Annotated in this window: 18 protein-coding genes; 9 read left to right on the top strand and 9 right to left on the bottom strand. The window is 61.6% G+C overall.

All coding sequences use genetic code 11. From position 1 onward, the window contains the following. Positions 1 to 19 precede the first annotated feature (19 nt). Positions 20 to 436, bottom strand: a complete 417-nt coding sequence (locus tag ACWF6P_RS04595; protein WP_378530586.1) for a DUF7144 family membrane protein — start codon at positions 434 to 436, stop codon at positions 20 to 22. Between the two features lie 145 nt (positions 437 to 581). On the opposite strand from ACWF6P_RS04595, the gene ACWF6P_RS04590 reads away from it, so the two are divergent. Beyond that, positions 582 to 1,055 (top strand): SRPBCC family protein, encoded by a 474-nt coding sequence (locus ACWF6P_RS04590; protein WP_452620155.1) that lies wholly within the window; start codon positions 582 to 584, stop codon positions 1,053 to 1,055. 54 nt (positions 1,056 to 1,109) lie between these two features. Here the strand turns inward: ACWF6P_RS04590 and ACWF6P_RS04585 are convergent, their stop codons facing one another. Both ACWF6P_RS04585 and ACWF6P_RS04580 read right to left on the bottom strand, forming a co-directional pair. Further along, a complete protein-coding gene (locus ACWF6P_RS04585) occupies positions 1,110 to 1,781 on the bottom strand; it encodes a cation transporter (protein WP_452620154.1) in 672 nt (223 codons plus the stop codon). Beyond that, the gene (locus ACWF6P_RS04580) at positions 1,781 to 2,125 is read right to left on the bottom strand and encodes an ArsR/SmtB family transcription factor (protein WP_378530582.1); all 345 of its coding nucleotides are present in this window, start codon (positions 2,123 to 2,125) and stop codon (positions 1,781 to 1,783) included. Before ACWF6P_RS04580 ends, ACWF6P_RS04585 begins: the two co-directional genes overlap by 1 nt. Positions 2,126 to 2,251: 126 nt before the next feature. Here ACWF6P_RS04580 and ACWF6P_RS04575 point away from each other — a divergent pair, with 126 nt between their 5' ends. Continuing rightward, positions 2,252 to 3,022, top strand: a complete 771-nt coding sequence (locus tag ACWF6P_RS04575; protein ID WP_452620153.1) for an acyl-[acyl-carrier-protein] thioesterase — start codon at positions 2,252 to 2,254, stop codon at positions 3,020 to 3,022. Here ACWF6P_RS04575 and ACWF6P_RS04570 read toward each other — a convergent pair. Beyond that, positions 3,013 to 3,609 (bottom strand): CHAP domain-containing protein, encoded by a 597-nt coding sequence (locus ACWF6P_RS04570; protein ID WP_378530578.1) that lies wholly within the window; start codon positions 3,607 to 3,609, stop codon positions 3,013 to 3,015. The two genes, ACWF6P_RS04575 and ACWF6P_RS04570, sit on opposite strands and share 10 nt — an antisense overlap. A gap of 131 nt (positions 3,610 to 3,740) precedes the next feature. Between ACWF6P_RS04570 and ACWF6P_RS04565 the strand changes: the two genes are divergently transcribed. From ACWF6P_RS04565 to ACWF6P_RS04550, 4 genes are all read left to right on the top strand, one after another. Continuing rightward, a complete protein-coding gene (locus tag ACWF6P_RS04565) occupies positions 3,741 to 4,256 on the top strand; it encodes a toxin-antitoxin system HicB family antitoxin (protein WP_452620152.1) in 516 nt (171 codons plus the stop codon). A gap of 65 nt (positions 4,257 to 4,321) precedes the next feature. After that, positions 4,322 to 5,197 (top strand): DUF4097 family beta strand repeat-containing protein, encoded by an 876-nt coding sequence (locus tag ACWF6P_RS04560; protein WP_452620151.1) that lies wholly within the window; start codon positions 4,322 to 4,324, stop codon positions 5,195 to 5,197. A 14-nt stretch (positions 5,198 to 5,211) separates the two neighbouring features. Beyond that, on the top strand, positions 5,212 to 6,153 hold the full coding sequence (locus ACWF6P_RS04555) for an ATP-binding cassette domain-containing protein (RefSeq protein ID WP_452620150.1): 942 nt from the start codon (positions 5,212 to 5,214) through the stop codon (positions 6,151 to 6,153). Then, positions 6,150 to 6,941, top strand: a complete 792-nt coding sequence (locus ACWF6P_RS04550) for an ABC transporter permease (protein WP_452620149.1) — start codon at positions 6,150 to 6,152, stop codon at positions 6,939 to 6,941. Before ACWF6P_RS04555 ends, ACWF6P_RS04550 begins: the two co-directional genes overlap by 4 nt. On the opposite strand, the gene ACWF6P_RS04545 is transcribed toward ACWF6P_RS04550, so the two are convergent. Beyond that, positions 6,896 to 7,690: a 2-phosphosulfolactate phosphatase gene (locus ACWF6P_RS04545; RefSeq protein WP_452620148.1), complete on the bottom strand. Its 795-nt coding sequence runs from the start codon at positions 7,688 to 7,690 to the stop codon at positions 6,896 to 6,898. The genes ACWF6P_RS04550 and ACWF6P_RS04545 overlap by 46 nt on opposite strands. A 13-nt stretch (positions 7,691 to 7,703) precedes the next feature. Continuing rightward, positions 7,704 to 8,531 carry a transglutaminase domain-containing protein gene (locus ACWF6P_RS04540; RefSeq protein WP_452620147.1) on the bottom strand — a complete coding sequence of 276 codons (828 nt, stop codon included), beginning with the start codon at positions 8,529 to 8,531 and terminating at the stop codon, positions 7,704 to 7,706. A gap of 88 nt (positions 8,532 to 8,619) precedes the next feature. Between ACWF6P_RS04540 and ACWF6P_RS04535 the strand changes: the two genes are divergently transcribed. Next, on the top strand, positions 8,620 to 9,633 hold the full coding sequence (locus ACWF6P_RS04535; protein ID WP_452620146.1) for an ABC transporter substrate-binding protein: 1,014 nt from the start codon (positions 8,620 to 8,622) through the stop codon (positions 9,631 to 9,633). Here ACWF6P_RS04535 and ACWF6P_RS04530 read toward each other — a convergent pair. Next, a complete protein-coding gene (locus tag ACWF6P_RS04530) occupies positions 9,608 to 10,900 on the bottom strand; it encodes an MFS transporter (RefSeq protein WP_452620145.1) in 1,293 nt (430 codons plus the stop codon). The genes ACWF6P_RS04535 and ACWF6P_RS04530 overlap by 26 nt on opposite strands. A 132-nt stretch (positions 10,901 to 11,032) precedes the next feature. On the opposite strand from ACWF6P_RS04530, the gene ACWF6P_RS04525 reads away from it, so the two are divergent. Continuing rightward, positions 11,033 to 12,154 (top strand): endonuclease/exonuclease/phosphatase family protein, encoded by a 1,122-nt coding sequence (locus ACWF6P_RS04525; RefSeq protein ID WP_452620144.1) that lies wholly within the window; start codon positions 11,033 to 11,035, stop codon positions 12,152 to 12,154. Here the strand turns inward: ACWF6P_RS04525 and ACWF6P_RS04520 are convergent. Beyond that, positions 12,125 to 13,204, bottom strand: a complete 1,080-nt coding sequence (locus ACWF6P_RS04520) for an alpha/beta fold hydrolase (RefSeq protein WP_452620143.1) — start codon at positions 13,202 to 13,204, stop codon at positions 12,125 to 12,127. The genes ACWF6P_RS04525 and ACWF6P_RS04520 overlap by 30 nt on opposite strands. Before the next feature lie 106 nt (positions 13,205 to 13,310). On the opposite strand from ACWF6P_RS04520, the gene ACWF6P_RS04515 reads away from it, so the two are divergent. Continuing rightward, positions 13,311 to 13,913: a TetR/AcrR family transcriptional regulator gene (locus ACWF6P_RS04515; protein ID WP_452620142.1), complete on the top strand. Its 603-nt coding sequence runs from the start codon at positions 13,311 to 13,313 to the stop codon at positions 13,911 to 13,913. Here the strand turns inward: ACWF6P_RS04515 and pip are convergent. Continuing rightward, entirely contained in the window at positions 13,901 to 14,860 is a 960-nt protein-coding gene (pip, locus tag ACWF6P_RS04510) for a prolyl aminopeptidase (protein ID WP_452620141.1), read from the bottom strand. The genes ACWF6P_RS04515 and pip overlap by 13 nt on opposite strands. Between the last annotated feature and the right edge of the window lie 60 nt (positions 14,861 to 14,920).

Here is a 14,920-nt window from a genome sequence, read left to right as displayed (position 1 = left end):
CTCTCGAGTTGTTCGGTGCCTAGACTCTGTCTCCATCCCAGGTCGCGACGGCCCAGATCACCACGACATCGAGCGCGATGACCAGGATCGACCACAGTGGGTAATACGGCATCCACAAGAAGTTGGCGATGATCGAGAGCGACGCAATGACGATTGCCGCCGCCCTGGCCCACACTGCACCGGTGAAGAGGCCGAGGGCCACCAAGATTCCGATGATGCCCAAGATGATGTGGATCCAACCCCACGTCGTGATGTCGAACTTGTACGTGTAGTTGATACCCACGACAAACAGATTGTTGTCGGCGACGGCCGCGATGCCCTGAAGCAGAGCGACAATGCCTGCGGTGAGCAGCAGAATTGCTGCTGCAAACGTCGTACCGACCGCGAAACCCTGCCGGACAGGGTGATTCGCGGGTTCCCGCGGTGGAGCAGTCATCAGCGTTCCTTTCGACAGAATGCACTTCCCTTACTCAGTCTCGAGGGGCTGGAAAGCGAAAACATCACCCGTCGCGGATGAACCGCAGGTCGCCGACCCGTACCCGCTTGTGGGCGTCGCAAACCAATGTTGGCAGACTGGCACTGTGCAACACACCGTAGTGGTGGTCACCGATATCTACGCTTCACCTGCGGTGATCTTCGATCTCGAACTCGACATGGACGAACACTCCGCCTCGCTCCGAGCAACAGGTGAGGTGGCCGTCACCAGTACTGGTAGATCTACGCTCGGGGAGGGCGACGAGGTGTCTTTCACTGCTCGGCACTTCGGGTGGAGATTCTCGATGACAAGCCGGATCACGCAGCACAACCGTCCGTACTCGTTCACAGACGAGCAGGTCCGAGGCCCCTTCGCCGCAATGCAGCACGAGCATATCTTCGACAGTCAGCCGGGCGGCTGGACGCGGATGCATGACCGCTTCACGGTTACGGCCCCTTTCGGCGTGCTCGGGCACCTGGCACTGAGGTTGGCTGTCGCCCCCTATCTGCGGCGCCTCCTCGAGCAACGGGCCGCGCACATCAAGAGCCGTGCAGAAGCGGGCACCCCTTTCACAGAGTGAGCACCCTCTCTGACGCCCTGCAGAGAGTGCTCACTCGACAAAACCAGTGCCCACTCAGCAGCAGTCGCACTCGTGCCCGCTCTCGGGCACAGCCACAACCGGGCAGCACGGATCACCCTTCCACGCGTTGATGCCTTCTTTCACCGCGATGACGGCGATGACCAGTGCCGCAATCGGATCCGCCCACGACCAGCCGAGCAGCGAGTTGAGCAGCAAACCGACAAGCAACACCGCCGAGAGGTAAGTGCAGAGCAACGTCTGCTTCGAGTCCGCGACCGCCGAGAGCGAACCCAACTCCCGACCCGCTCGGCGCTGCGCATAGGACAGGGCCGGCATGATCGCCAAACTCACTGCAGCCAAGACTATTCCGACAGTTGTGTGCTGCGCTTCACCCAGACCGAACAGTGACCGAATCGCGTCGAACGACACATACGCAGCGAGCCCGAAGAACGAGAAGGCAATCACTCGCAGTGCCGTCTTCTCACGACTCGCCGGATCCGGAGCCGAAAACTGCCAGGCGACGGCTGCCGCCGAGGACACTTCGATCACCGAATCAAGACCGAACCCGAACAGGGCCGCGGAAGACACTCTCGTCCCCTCCGTCAACGCGATGATCGCCTCGACGACGTTGTAGCTAATCGTGATCGCCACGAAGATGCGAATTCTTCTGGACAAGAGCGCTCGTCGGGCAGCCGACTGACCGGCGTGATCGAGCGGCGCAACCATCAGCAGCACCCCTCTGACTCGCTGTCCGGGCAGTACGACGGATCCACCGCGAGAACGACCCCGAGTAGGTCGTCGAGGGCCTGACCGATATGTGCGTCGGCAAGTTCGTATCTGGTCCGGCGCCCTTCCGGGACGGCCACCACCAAGCCGCAGCCACGCAGACAGGCAAGATGGTTGGACAGCTTTTGCCTGGTCACAGCCAATGTTTCAGCGAGGTCGGACGGATACCGGGGCGAGGTCTTCAGCTCGAGCAGTATCCGTGTTCGAGTCTCATCGGAGAGAGCATGCCCAAACCTCGCAAGCACCGCCACGTTGGTCACCACATTCATGCCCTCGACATCCATGCGAACGACAGTACATCGAAATCTGTATTCAGAAAACAGTGAACTTCAATGGTTCAAGATTTAGTCATCGGGTACCGCAAGCCTGGAACGCTCGACCAGACTTCGACCAGCGGGAGCCCGCATCAGATGAACCGCACAAAAATCGACGATCACATAGCGATGCCAGAACTTCCGACCACCGGCAGCATCTTTCATGCCTCCTGGCCGGTGCGAACAGGGGACATTCACACCGACAAAAGCCTGCGCCTCGACGCGATCGCGCGATACCTCCAAGACGCGGGCTTCGACAATCTTGTCGACCGCGGCGCCATGGAGACCCATCCACTGTGGATGGTGAGGAGGACGGTGATCGACGTACTCGAACCCGTCGTCTGGCCGGATCGAGTTCACCTGCAGCGCTGGTGTTCCGGACTGTCGAGCAAATGGTGTTCGATGCGGGTTCGCATCAGGTCCGATGCCGGGGGGTTGATCGAAACGGAGGCATTCTGGATCAACATCGACCCGAAGACGGGAATGCCCGCAACCATCAGTGAAAAGTTCACTGCCGCGCTGGCGTCGACCGCAATCGACCAGCATCTCCATTGGCGTCGGTGGATCGACCCGGCCCCTGACACGACGCCGTCAACGGATACGCCGTTCCCATTGCGCTCGAGCGATTTCGACCCCTTCGATCACGTGAACAACGCGATCTACTGGCAGCCTGTGGAAGACGCGCTGACCGACGGCCTGAGACGCGGACCCTTTCGCGCGATCCTCGAGTACACGCAGCCCATCAAAAGAGGCGAGCAGGTGACTGCGCGAGGGGGCACGAACACCCTCCACATCGACGCCGGCAGCGAGGCACGCGCGTCAGCGCGGTGGTTCGCCTTGACTCCGAAGAGCAGCGATCAGGGGTGAAGCTTTCCGAATCCCACAACGGCAGAGTCGGATTGCCAGTCCAGATCGTGCACCCGCACCTTGCCGAACTCGTTGCCGCCAACCGTGATCGCTGTATCGCCGTCCACTGCCACCACGATGTTGGTGTGCTGACCGACCCATCTCGAACTGTCGTAGATCACCACATCACCCACGTTCGGGGTGTACCCGCTGCCGTTCTCGGCGTACGCGCCGATCCCCTGGTAGTACTCCTGCAAGGTGTACACCCCCGGGATGCGCCAGCTGCCGGAGTTCGGGTTCGACAACTGTCGACCCGCTTCCCTCATGATCCAGCTGACAAAATCGGCGCACCACTCTTCGTCGATACCGTCGGAATAGAAGGTGCCCGGGCGATCCTGCTCGTGCTCGGATCGGAGTAGTTCGAGCACACGAGCCTGGTCCGAAGTCACCGAACTGGCGTCGACCGTCGGGAACTCGGCGGTATCCCAGGGCAGATATCGCGATGGCGCGACCACGACGGCCACCGCACCAACCACGATGACGACGCCGAGCACTCCGGCAATCCAGAGCAAGATACGGCGGCGACGATTGGGTTCGGCAGGACTCACCCTTACGAGTGTGCCAGTCAGCCGATAATCAAAGCGCCAACCATCTTCATGACCTGGCACTTCTCACCAAACCCACACGAATGTGCCATCAAACTATTGTCATGGCACCAAAGTGATGCCATAGTGATGCCATGGACTTGACACCGTACGTCGACAACCTTCGCCACGAACTCGCGGTGGCAGCCGAAGCAGGTGGAGACGACGCAAAGGCACTCGCCGATCGTTTGACCGCACCGCTGGAATCAGCAGTGCGACTCACTCTTCTCGACGCATTGTCTGCGGCAGCTGCCGAGATCACGCGTGACCTCGCCCCGGGTTCGGTGGACCTGCGCCTGCGGGGACGCGAACCCGAATTCGTGGTGGCACCGGCCATCAGTGAACCGGCTCCAGCCCCCGTCGAAGAGGAACCGACTCCGGCACCGCGTCCTGCCACGGAGTCCGACGACGCCTCGATGACTCGAATCAACCTGCGTCTGGGGCAAGACCTGAAAGACCGGATCGAGGCGGCGGCCAGGGAAGCCGGAATCTCCGTCAACGCGTGGCTGGTTCGCTCCGCTGCGACGGCTCTGGAAGGCAGCATGAACAGAAGCATTCCGAGACAACGCACGTCCCAAGGTTCCGAAAGCTTCACCGGCTGGGTGCACTGACACCGGCCCACTTTTTCGCACCACCCTCTTTCACCAACCGAGACAACCTCATCGGGAGTATCACCATGCCTACATTCAGCACACCTGACCCCATCACCTTGAACTTCGACGTGGCAGTCGGGCACATCCGGATCGCTGCGAGCGACCGCAACGACACTGTCGTGGAAGTGCTGCCCAGCAACTCGTCTCGCGAGGTCGACGTTCGAGTCGCCGAACAAACGCGCGTCGAATTCGCCGGTGGCCGGCTGCAGATCAAGACTCCGAAGCAGCGCGGCCTCGGCATTTTCGGGAAGACAGGATCTGTCGACATCTCCGTTCAACTTCCGTCCGCCTCGGAACTCGAAGGCACTGCCGCAGTTGCCAGCCTCCGCGCCGACGGCACTCTCGGACGATCCCGCGTGAAGGTCTCGGCCGGCGATTGCACACTGGACACCACGGGACCGCTCAACGTCAGCACCGGGGCCGGCGCGATCACCGTCGAGCATGTAGCCGGTGACATCGACACGAGCACCGGGTCCGGAAGCATCCGCATCGGCCGCGTCGACGGCAACGCGGAGGTCAAGAATTCCAACGGCGACATCAACATCGGCACGATCACAGGCGCGCTGAAGGCAAAGACCGCCAACGGCAGTGTCGCCGTGGAGCACGCCGAGTCCGACGCAACGGCCGCAACCGCCAACGGCGACATACGTTTCGAGACCATCGAGAGCGGAGTCGTATCTGCAAAGACGGCTGCCGGGCGAATCCATATCGGCGTTCGATCCGGAACCGCCGCGCGATTCGACGCTCATACGTCCTTCGGTCGCGTCGACAACCAGATGAATGCCACGCACGGTCCGGCGTCGACCGAACGCCGAGTAGACGTCCGGGCGCACACCAGCTACGGCGACATCGTCATTCGACGTTCGGAGCCTCGAGAAGAATCCAACAAGAAGATCTAGCGAAAGGAACGCTGATGTCCAGTAAACCAGCCATCACCGCGACGGGCCTGAAGAAGGCCTACGACGACAAGACGGTACTGGACGGAATCGACATCTCCGTCGACCGCGGAACCGTCTTTGCGCTCCTCGGTCCCAACGGCGCCGGCAAGACCACCATCGTGGAAATTCTCTCGACCCTCGTTCCGGCAGACGGCGGCAACATCCGCATCGCCGGGTACAACCCTTCCGACGATCCCGACGCGGTGCGTTCGCGCATCGGCGTCACCGGGCAGTTCTCGGCGGTCGACGACTATCTGTCCGGTGAGGAAAACCTTCTCCTCATGGCCGACCTACATCATCTCGGTAAAGACGAACGCCGAACTCGCACTGACGAACTCCTGAAGAAGTTCGATCTGGTCGACTCCGCAGACAAGCTGGCCTCGACCTACTCGGGCGGCATGCGCCGACGGCTCGACCTGGCAATGACGTTGATCGGGCGGCCGGAGATCATCTTCCTGGACGAACCCACCACCGGTCTCGACCCCCGGAGTCGACGCACAATGTGGCAGATCATCCGGGAGTTGGTCAAGGGCGGTGTCACCATCTTCCTCACGACGCAGTACCTCGAGGAAGCTGATCAGCTGGCCGACCACATCGCCGTCCTCGACCAGGGACGGATAGTCGCCCAAGGTACGGCGGCGGAACTCAAACGGCACATCCCCGGCGGCCACATTCGACTCCATTTCTTCGACCGAGATCAGCTCGATTCTGCTGCAGCTGTTTTCGACGATTCATCGCGTGATGACGCCGCCTATGTCCTCCAGGTCCCCAGCGACGGGGGTGTCCGCTCGCTGCGTTCTCTTCTCGACCAACTCGACGCCCACTCGATCGACGTCAAGGAACTCTCCGTACACACACCGGACCTGGACGACGTGTTCCTGACTCTGACCGCCACCGAAAGGACCGACGCGCGATGACCACCATGACGCTTGCCTATCAGGACTCGAAAACCATGCTGCGTCGCAGCATTCGACACATCCTTCGATATCCGTCGATGACTGTGATGCTTGTCGGGATGCCAGTCGTCTTCCTGCTACTGTTCGTCTACGTGCTCGGTGGGACGCTCGGGAACGGCCTCGGCCCCGGCGGTGGTGGCCGAGCCGAGTACGTCAATTACGTTGCACCGGCGATCATTCTGATGACCGTGGCATCTGCGGCACAAGGTACTGCCATTTCCGTCGCAACCGATATGACCGCGGGGATCATTGCACGATTCCGCACGATGGCGATCACGCGCACGTCCGTCCTGACCGGTCACGTTCTCGGCAGTCTCCTTCAGACGATTGTCAGCCTCGTTGTTGTCATCGCCGTGGCGATAGCCGTCGGCTTCCGGCCGACTGCAGGGTTCGTGGAATGGGCCGCGACGTTTGCGCTTCTCATCCTGGTCTCCATCGCCATGATCTGGTTGTCCGTTGCCTTCGGCCTCGTCAGCAAGAGCGTCGAGACGGCCAGCAATCTCCCGATGGTGTTGATCCTCTTACCTTTCCTGGGAAGCGGATTTGTCCCCACCGACTCGATGCCGACCGTGTTGCGATGGTTCGCCGAGTATCAGCCGTTCACTCCGATCATCGAGACTCTTCGAGGACTTCTTCTCGGCGAAGCTATCGGGAACAACGCGATACTCGCGATCGGATGGTGCGTCGCCATCACCTTCCTCTCCTACCTCTGGGCGCGGAGTTTGTTCAACCGACGCCCGGTGCGCTGACCTCGAAACACATGTTCTTCGAGAACGGGTACGGTGTCGCTGTCGTCGAGTTCCGAGGCGATGGCGACGTCGTGTGGAAACCCCATGGCGATCAACTCGCGTCCTGAGGCGCAGTCCCGTAACCGTTCCTCGTACGAATCCGACACCGCCGCCCACGCATCCGCCGCCATCTGCGCCTCGGGCGATGGGGACCCTTCCCAACCAGTCGCGGTCAACGCCGTGACAACCGCACCGGCGCCCCACAGATCCTCCACCGCCGGACGCAACTCTCCACCGGGCCACTTTTCACCGGACGCGACTATCGCAACCCTCGATCTCGAACCATGTTCGTGCACAATCCAATCCGCGACGGCGGAAGCGTTCCTCAATGAAGCGCCGACACACACCGCAACCTGAGACGCCAACGCAAACGCGATAGTCGACCCGTTCGGCGACGGCAGCACCAGCCGACTCGGCACCTCGGCCTCGCGAATCGTCTTGGGAGACAGACTGATTTGACCCTCCGTGGCTACGCTTCGCCTCACCGCCAGGACCGCATCGGCATTACGCGCGTAGTCGACCGCGCTCTCGTCGTTCCAGGAAAAGGGAAGTACGTCGATTCCCGCGTCGGCGGCGACGCTCAGCGTGGTCGTGAACGAGAGGACGTCGACCACGACCGCTATATCGACGCCCGCCGCGATCGCCTCGGCGCCGCGCAGGCCCCAGTCGAATCGAAGTCCGTACTCGAACTGGCGGTGCTCCTGATTCATGTGGGCAAGTCTCTCAGAAAGTAAGCAGCTTCTCCGGCACGCGTAAATCCTCGTGCTCGTACAGTGCTCGCACGGCCAAGGGATCGTCGGCGGCGCACACGGCGGCGATGTCGTCGAGCAGTGCGTCGTACTCCTCTCCTGTCTTTCCGTCGTAGGCATCGGTCATGCGGCCCCACTCGTCCCACGGCAGAGTTTCGACTTTGTTCACCGCGGCAAGATCTTTCACAGCGTTGCCGCGGATCTCGGCTGCTCCCCAGTTCTGGGTTCCGTACACCCCGAACTGGGACGCGTCGATCTCGCCGCGTCGATACGCCAGCCACGCCTCACCACCACTGAGGAATTCTCCCGGCTGCAGATCATGGGCGTGAGGAAGGACGTTCTGTCCGAGGATCTCGGAATCGATGCGGATCCACCGCTTGCCCGCGTCGTCCCAGTACTCGGTGATCCAGTGGTCCACGCCCTGTCCCGGTTGAAAGTAGGTGGCAAAACCACAACGGACCCGGGCGGCAAAACCGCGGTAGCGCAGAAACGCACAACTCAAAACTGCAAAGTGCCGACAGGTTCCGACGACCCGCTTGTCGGGTTCCCGGGCGGCGGTCACCGGTGCCGGATCGAGCGCAAGCAGGCGTTGGAGCAGAACGCTTACCGGCCGGATCTGGTTTTCGTCGAATCGGTCGGCAGGCAGATTAAGCGACTGAGCATCGGCGGGTTGGACCACCAGGTACGGCACTACCCGGCATATTTTCACGGGGTCGGTGGAGATCGACTCGAGGGCGAGCAGGTCCACCTTGTCGATGCGGGTGAACGGTCCTGCTGATGTGTAGTCGAGAACCGCCGTCATGGGCGGAGGTTAACAAACACTGCCGACACAGCCACTCCACTATGGTTAGGGTCCCATAACAATGAAACCCGAGGTTGCCGTGAACCCTATGTTGAGTCGCCGTGCCATGCTGTCCGTCACCTTCGCCACGGCAGCAGGTTTTGCCCTTGCTGCCTGCGGCGACAGTGCAAAAGACGAATCCACTCCCGGCACCGAAGGTGGTCACGCCGAGGCCAACGCCTTCCCGGTGACGATCGACCACAAGTTCGGCTCCACCACCATCGAGCAGGCACCCAGCCGCATCGCAGCAGTCGGCATCGGCGACGCAGACGTACTGCTCTCCCTCGGACTGACTCCCGTCCTGGTCCCGGTGTGGAAGGGCTCGACCGACGACGGAATCGGCGTCTGGGCCGACTCTGCAGTCCAGGGCGCCGAGCCGACGCCATTGGCCAACGCCACCACCGATTTCGACATCGAAACGATCGTGGCTGCAGCGCCTGACTTGATCATCGCCGTAAACAACGCGATCGACGAGGATCTGTACAAGCAGCTCAGCGCCATCGCGCCGACGGTGCTGCACGCCGCCGATCAGACGGATTGGGTTCTGCCCTGGCAGGAAGTCACGACCCGCATCGGCACCGCTGTCGGCGTACCCGCGCAGGCGAAGCAGGAGGTCCGGGAAGTCGAAGACCTCATCGTCCGTACTCGCGCGGAAAACCCCCAGTTCGAGGGCGAGACAGCAGCTCTCGTCATTCGCTGGAGTGACGGAAATCTTCGAGCGTTCAGCCCCGAGGCAGCGCGCGCTCAGCTGCTCACGCAACTGGGGTTCACGGCGCCTGCCGCACTGAAGGATCGGTTCGCGGGCAAGCTGAACTACGAGATCTCCGCGGAGAACTACGACCTCCTCGAGTGCGACTACCTGCTCTTCGACAACTACGAGAAGGCTCGTCCCGAGATGGAGTCGCAGCCGGCATTCACCAATCTGAACGTGGTCAAGACCGGCGGCCTGATCAGCTTGGACCCCATCGTCAGCGACGCGGTGTCCATGCCGAACCCGCTCACCATTCCGTTTGTGCTGGAAGATTTCGTAGCAAAGATCAATCAGACGATCGCGGGTCGATAACCTTCGTTCGGCCGGACCACACCCACAACACCACAGCCGACACGGCCACGCAGAGCGCAACCATCACCCACGGTGACGCCGGCGCTGCGTGGCCGTTGTCGACGAGGTCGTACACGAATCCGACTCCCACCGTTCCCAGGAGCGCGAGCAGTCCGCCGATCGTGTTGAGCATGCCGAAGTGCGCTCCGAGGTTGCTTTCACGACCGAGAATCGCGATGGTGTCTCGCATCGGCGGCACCATCAACATCTGTCCCAGGTGCAGCAGCCCGATCCACACCGCCAGACCAACTATCTGCGTCGACGCCGAAGCTGCGGCGCTGACGCCGGTGACCAGCGGAACCAGGAACGACACCGAAATGAGTACAAGCCCGAAGGTGATCGCGCGCCGATGCCCGATGCGGTGGGCCACCGCGACCGTCGGTCCCTGCCCGACGATCACCAACACCGCCGCGCCCACGTAGAACCATCCCAGCGCCGCCTGCGAACCGACTCCGCGCTCGAGCTGTTCCGGGAGCATCAGGTACAGCTGGCTGTACGCAACCAGCTGAAAACTGCAGAGCGTCGCGAAGAGCAGAAAGTTGTTGTTGGTCAGGACGCTTCGCCAGACGTCGCGCAGCGTATAGGTCGACACCGGGCCGTCGTGTACATCGCCGGGTCGGGGGAACCAGATGAAAAACCCGACCCACATGATCGCGAAGAGCAACGCGGCGCTCGACGCCGTCCACGAGAACGGAAACATCAGGAGAGCAGCTCCCAGCGCCGGACCGATCACCGTTCCCAGTCGACTGCACATCTGTTCCACTGCAAACAAATCGGTACGACGCATAACTCCGGCGGACTCGAGTTCGCGTCCGTATTCCGCGTTGGCCGACTCCACGGCGGGTGCGAAGAGCGCGGCAGCAAAGCCGACCAGGAGCACGCCGACGATCACGGCGGTCATGCTTTCGGCCAGACCGAGCATCAGGAAACCGACCACACGAACGGCTACGCCCAGCAGGATGATCGGACGCTTGCCGAACCTGTCGGCGAGGCTTCCACCGATGAAGAACATGCCCTGCTGACTGAACATCCTAAGCCCGAGGACCAGGCCGACAATCCAGGCCGCAAATCCGAGATCCTCCGAAAGGTGTACCGCCAGAAAGGGGACAACCAGATAGAACCCGATGTTGAACAGCACCATCGAGAGCAGGAGCAGCTTCACCACCGGCGGCAGGACACGAACCTTCGCGAAGGTCTTGTTACCGGGGAAACGCTCTCTGAGGACCACGATCAGAAGACTATTGCCCGCACGGCGTTCTGTGGAAATCTGCCATTTTGCAATTGGTTAACTGTCCGTTTAGGTAGCGATGGTAATCATCTTCCGGGGGTTCGAGCACACGACAACGAGAGCCGGGATTTGATGAATGGATTGACGCGCCGCCAGATGGTCAAGGCGATGGCGGTAGCCGCGGGCACAGTCACCGCGAGCGCATTTACATTGGGTGCCAATACCTCCGTCGCGGGGGCGAACCCCGCACAGGAGATCAAAGTGCTCTCCCTCAATACCTGGCACGGCGGAACCAAGATCAACGGTGGCCTGCAGCTGATCGCCGACATGATCATCTCGACACAGGCGTCGATAGTTCTCCTGTCGGAAGCCGGCACTGCGACAACTGTATTGGCCGACATGCTGACCAAATCAGGAACCACCTTCTACGGAGCAGCGTCCTCCGACGTGGGGATTCTCTCCAAGTTTCCGATCGAGGAAACAGCTGACCTGAACTCGATGATCAAGGCAGTCGTGACGGTCGACGGCAAACAAATCGCTGCTTACTCGGCACATCTGGCCTACACGTCCTACGCGACGTATCTACCGCGCGGATACGGCGCGGGCGTTCCCAAGCCAGGAGAGTTCTCCGAGTTCGGCTGGAACAAGATGCCGTCCGGTCCGGTCACGGACCCCGAGACGGTTCAGCGTGTGAACGTCAATTCGGGACGACCCAAGGCAATTTCGACGTTCATCGACGATGCGGCCAAAGAACGGGCCAAGGGAAGATCCGTCATTCTCGGTGGCGATTTCAACGAACCGTCGGCCCTGGATTGGACCGACGGGACGCGAAATCTGTTCGACCACAACGGTGTCGTCATTCCCTGGGAATCCACTCGTCTGCTCGACCAAGCCGGATTCGTCGACGCTTACCGCAGTAAGTACCCGAACCCGGCCACCCACCCGGGCTTCACCTGGCCGTCCGACAATCCCGACGTCGACACATCACAGCTCACCTGGGCACCCGAGGCGGACGAACGCGATCGGATCGACTACATCTTCGCCGACCGCGCTTCCGACCTGAAGCTGGGATCTGTCGGAATCATCGGTCCGCGAAAGACGATCGTGCACAACCAAAGAGTGGAAGAGAACTCCCAAGACAACTTCATCGCTTCGCCGACGCCGTGGCCGACCGATCACAAGGCCGTTCTTGCGACGTATCGTTTTGCCAGCTTCGGCGGCGGATCATCGACCGGTTCGTGGAGCGGTTCCTGACAGGGCATCTCGTAGCCAGTCGATCATCATCGGCGTCAACTCGGGCAGCTTGGTCACTGCGCAGTGCCCCGCATCCGGGATGACGTGTACCTGAGTGTTCGGACGCTCTTCGAAGAGAGTGGTGTCCGAGAGCGGAATGTGAACGTCGTCGGCCCCGTTGACCACAAGCATCGGGGTCCGGCCGTCGTCTGCGGCCATCAATGAACTGCGATCGAAGGCGCGAAGACCCTGTACCAGTGCCTCTTTGGTTGCCGGTGCATCGAAACCCAGTGCGTTTCCGACGATGTCACCCATGCCGTAGACCAGGCGCTCCGCGTTCGCGGTCTCGAATGCACCCTTGACCGGGGCGCCGATGTTGATCGCCGCATCGACGGCGCCGGTCAGCCCCGACCGCACGGCGAAGTTGCCACCGAAAGAGACACCCAGGTGCGCCACCTGGCCATTGCCGAGAGTGCGAGCCGTCGCCACCAATCCGTCGATCACCTCGTCACCGAAAGCATCGAGAGGAACCGGTGATTCACCAGTTCCGGGCTGATCGAAGGCAACAACAGTCACGCCGGCGTTCTTCGCGAACGCACTGACCAACGGATGCATGTCCATCTTCCAGCCGTCGACGCCTCCGCTGAACAACAGGACGGGTGCGTCTTCGTACCTTCCGTCCACGGAGAGAATGTGTACCGGTAGCTCGATCTCGCCGGATCGGTAAGGCAGGGACAGGATTCGACGCTCGAACTCGAGCCCGAAGCCTGGAGCTGCCTTGACGTATTCGTCCACCTGATTCTGCAGGGCCCGGCGCCGCGACTCGTTGGCCAGGACGGGAAACTTGGCGATTCCGTAGATCATCGCCGCGAGTGAATGATTGCCGTCGGCGGAATACTTTGCCGCCAGCGCCGACCATTCGTACGACCAACCACCCGGCGCGTCGGCCCAGGTCGAGTCGATGGACGCGCGCAATTCCTCGAGATCCGAGACGGGGAGCCCGAAGCTCAGGAACTGACCTGTTCGCTCTTCGAAGAGGCCTCGGTGATCGACAGGAAATTCGTATGACATGGGAAAACACCCCTCAATTCATCTCTAATGCAACGATCAGTTGCATTAGCTCAGTGAACCACGTGGCTGGAACTAACACAACGCCTTGTTGCGATAAGGTTGGCCCATGACCTCGACACCACAGCGGCCCGGAGGGCGTAGCGCCAGGGTGCGCGAGGCCGTCCTGGCAGCCACCGCGGCCGAATTGTCCGAACGCGGATTCGCGGCGATGACCATCGAGGACATAGCCACCCGTTCCGGAGTCCACAAGACCACGATCTACCGGCGGTGGAGCACGCTCGCCCAGTTGGTGGCCGACACTGCCGTCGAGGTGTCGGCAACCACCGTTCCCATCCCGGATACCGGTTCCATCGAATCCGACCTACGCGAGATGGCCAGATCGATAGTCGCACTGGTGACCAGCGAGTCGGGCGGCGCATTGGTGGCTGCACTGTTCTCGGACGCCGTCCGCACGCCCGAGGTGGCGACACTCAAGCGCGAGTTCTATTCCGCACGTTACGAACTGGCAGACATCGTCGTCCGCAGGGCGGTCGAACGCGGGGAAATCTCCGAGAAGGTCTCAGCCGCTGATCTTCTGGCGGCCGTCGCCGCCCCCATCTACTATCGCCTGCTGGTCGCCGATCTACCCGTCGACCAGTCGGTTGCCGATCGTGCTGCTGCCGGCGCGCTCGCCGCGGCCCGCGCCGGGGCACTCGATCAGACCGAATGAGCCAGTGAATTCAGAGCTTCCACGATTGCCTCGTCGAATCCGCCACCGCCATGCCCGGCGTCGTCGAGCACCACCAACTGACTACCCGGCCACCGCTGGTGGATCGCCCAGGCAGTATCCAGTGGACCGGAAATGTCATACCGTCCGTGCACGAGAATCGCGGGAATCTCAGCGAGACGGTCCATTCCGTCCAATATCTGATTCGGCGCCAGGAAGCAGTCGTTACCCCAGTAATGCGTGACCAGCCTGGTCATCACGCGGCGGAAATCCGGATTCTGGTATCGAACACTCGGAGTCCACCCCGGCATCAGCGACACGTGCACGTCTTCCCAACGGCACCACTGCAACGCAGCATTCTCCCGCACAACAGGATCCGGATCGGCGAGCAGTCGCGCGTATGCCGCGGGGAGGTTTCCGTCACGCTCGTCCACGGGCAGTGGCGCGACGAACTCTTCCCACTCGCGCGGAAATACTCTGCCCATAGCGCGGGTGATCCACTCGATTTCGACCCTCGTCCCGCCGGTGATCGCACCCAAGGCCATCGCGATCACCCGCTCGGGAAACGCCTGGGCGTACACCAGTCCCAAACTGACGCCCCAGGAAAGTCCCGTGACGATCCATCGCTCGATACCGAGATGCTCACGAAGGCGGTCGATATCGTCGAGGATGTGCGCCGTGGTGTTCACGGTCAGATCGACGTCCGGACTGCTCGCAAGCGGAAGACTGCGCCCACAGCCCCGCTGATCGAACAGAACTGCGCGAAAGGCTTCGGGATCGAAGAAGCGCCTGGCACCGACAGTGCATCCCGAACCTGGACCGCCGTGGAGATAGAGAACAGGAATACCCGTCGGATTCCCGAGTGTCTCCCAGTAGAGGCTCTGACCATCCGCCACTTCCAACAGACCGGACTCGTACGGTTCGACAGGCGGGTACACGACAGCACTCATAGGCGGTGATTCTTCCATCAAGCCCCCTACTCGAGTAGGCAGCACGCAGCCGGGCAATGG

It is taken from the genome of Rhodococcus sp. NPDC055024, from assembly GCF_053608585.1.
This window is presented reverse-complemented; position numbering and strand designations above follow the sequence as displayed.

Bases quoted from the DNA above. Each gene is read 5' to 3' on its own strand.
- ACWF6P_RS04595 (WP_378530586.1), bottom strand. From the start codon at position 436: ATGACTGCTCCACCGCGGGAACCCGCGAATCACCCTGTCCGGCAGGGT.
- ACWF6P_RS04585 (WP_452620154.1), bottom strand. From the start codon at position 1,781: ATGGTTGCGCCGCTCGATCACGCCGGTCAGTCGGCTGCCCGACGAGCG.
- ACWF6P_RS04580 (WP_378530582.1), bottom strand. From the start codon at position 2,125: ATGGATGTCGAGGGCATGAATGTGGTGACCAACGTGGCGGTGCTTGCG.
- ACWF6P_RS04575 (WP_452620153.1), top strand. From the start codon at position 2,252: ATGAACCGCACAAAAATCGACGATCACATAGCGATGCCAGAACTTCCG.
- ACWF6P_RS04565 (WP_452620152.1), top strand. From the start codon at position 3,741: ATGGACTTGACACCGTACGTCGACAACCTTCGCCACGAACTCGCGGTG.
- ACWF6P_RS04560 (WP_452620151.1), top strand. From the start codon at position 4,322: ATGCCTACATTCAGCACACCTGACCCCATCACCTTGAACTTCGACGTG.
- ACWF6P_RS04555 (WP_452620150.1), top strand. From the start codon at position 5,212: ATGTCCAGTAAACCAGCCATCACCGCGACGGGCCTGAAGAAGGCCTAC.
- ACWF6P_RS04550 (WP_452620149.1), top strand. From the start codon at position 6,150: ATGACCACCATGACGCTTGCCTATCAGGACTCGAAAACCATGCTGCGT.
- ACWF6P_RS04545 (WP_452620148.1), bottom strand. From the start codon at position 7,690: ATGAATCAGGAGCACCGCCAGTTCGAGTACGGACTTCGATTCGACTGG.
- ACWF6P_RS04540 (WP_452620147.1), bottom strand. From the start codon at position 8,531: ATGACGGCGGTTCTCGACTACACATCAGCAGGACCGTTCACCCGCATC.
- ACWF6P_RS04535 (WP_452620146.1), top strand. From the start codon at position 8,620: ATGTTGAGTCGCCGTGCCATGCTGTCCGTCACCTTCGCCACGGCAGCA.
- ACWF6P_RS04525 (WP_452620144.1), top strand. From the start codon at position 11,033: ATGAATGGATTGACGCGCCGCCAGATGGTCAAGGCGATGGCGGTAGCC.
- ACWF6P_RS04520 (WP_452620143.1), bottom strand. From the start codon at position 13,204: ATGTCATACGAATTTCCTGTCGATCACCGAGGCCTCTTCGAAGAGCGA.
- ACWF6P_RS04515 (WP_452620142.1), top strand. From the start codon at position 13,311: ATGACCTCGACACCACAGCGGCCCGGAGGGCGTAGCGCCAGGGTGCGC.
- pip (WP_452620141.1), bottom strand. From the start codon at position 14,860: ATGAGTGCTGTCGTGTACCCGCCTGTCGAACCGTACGAGTCCGGTCTG.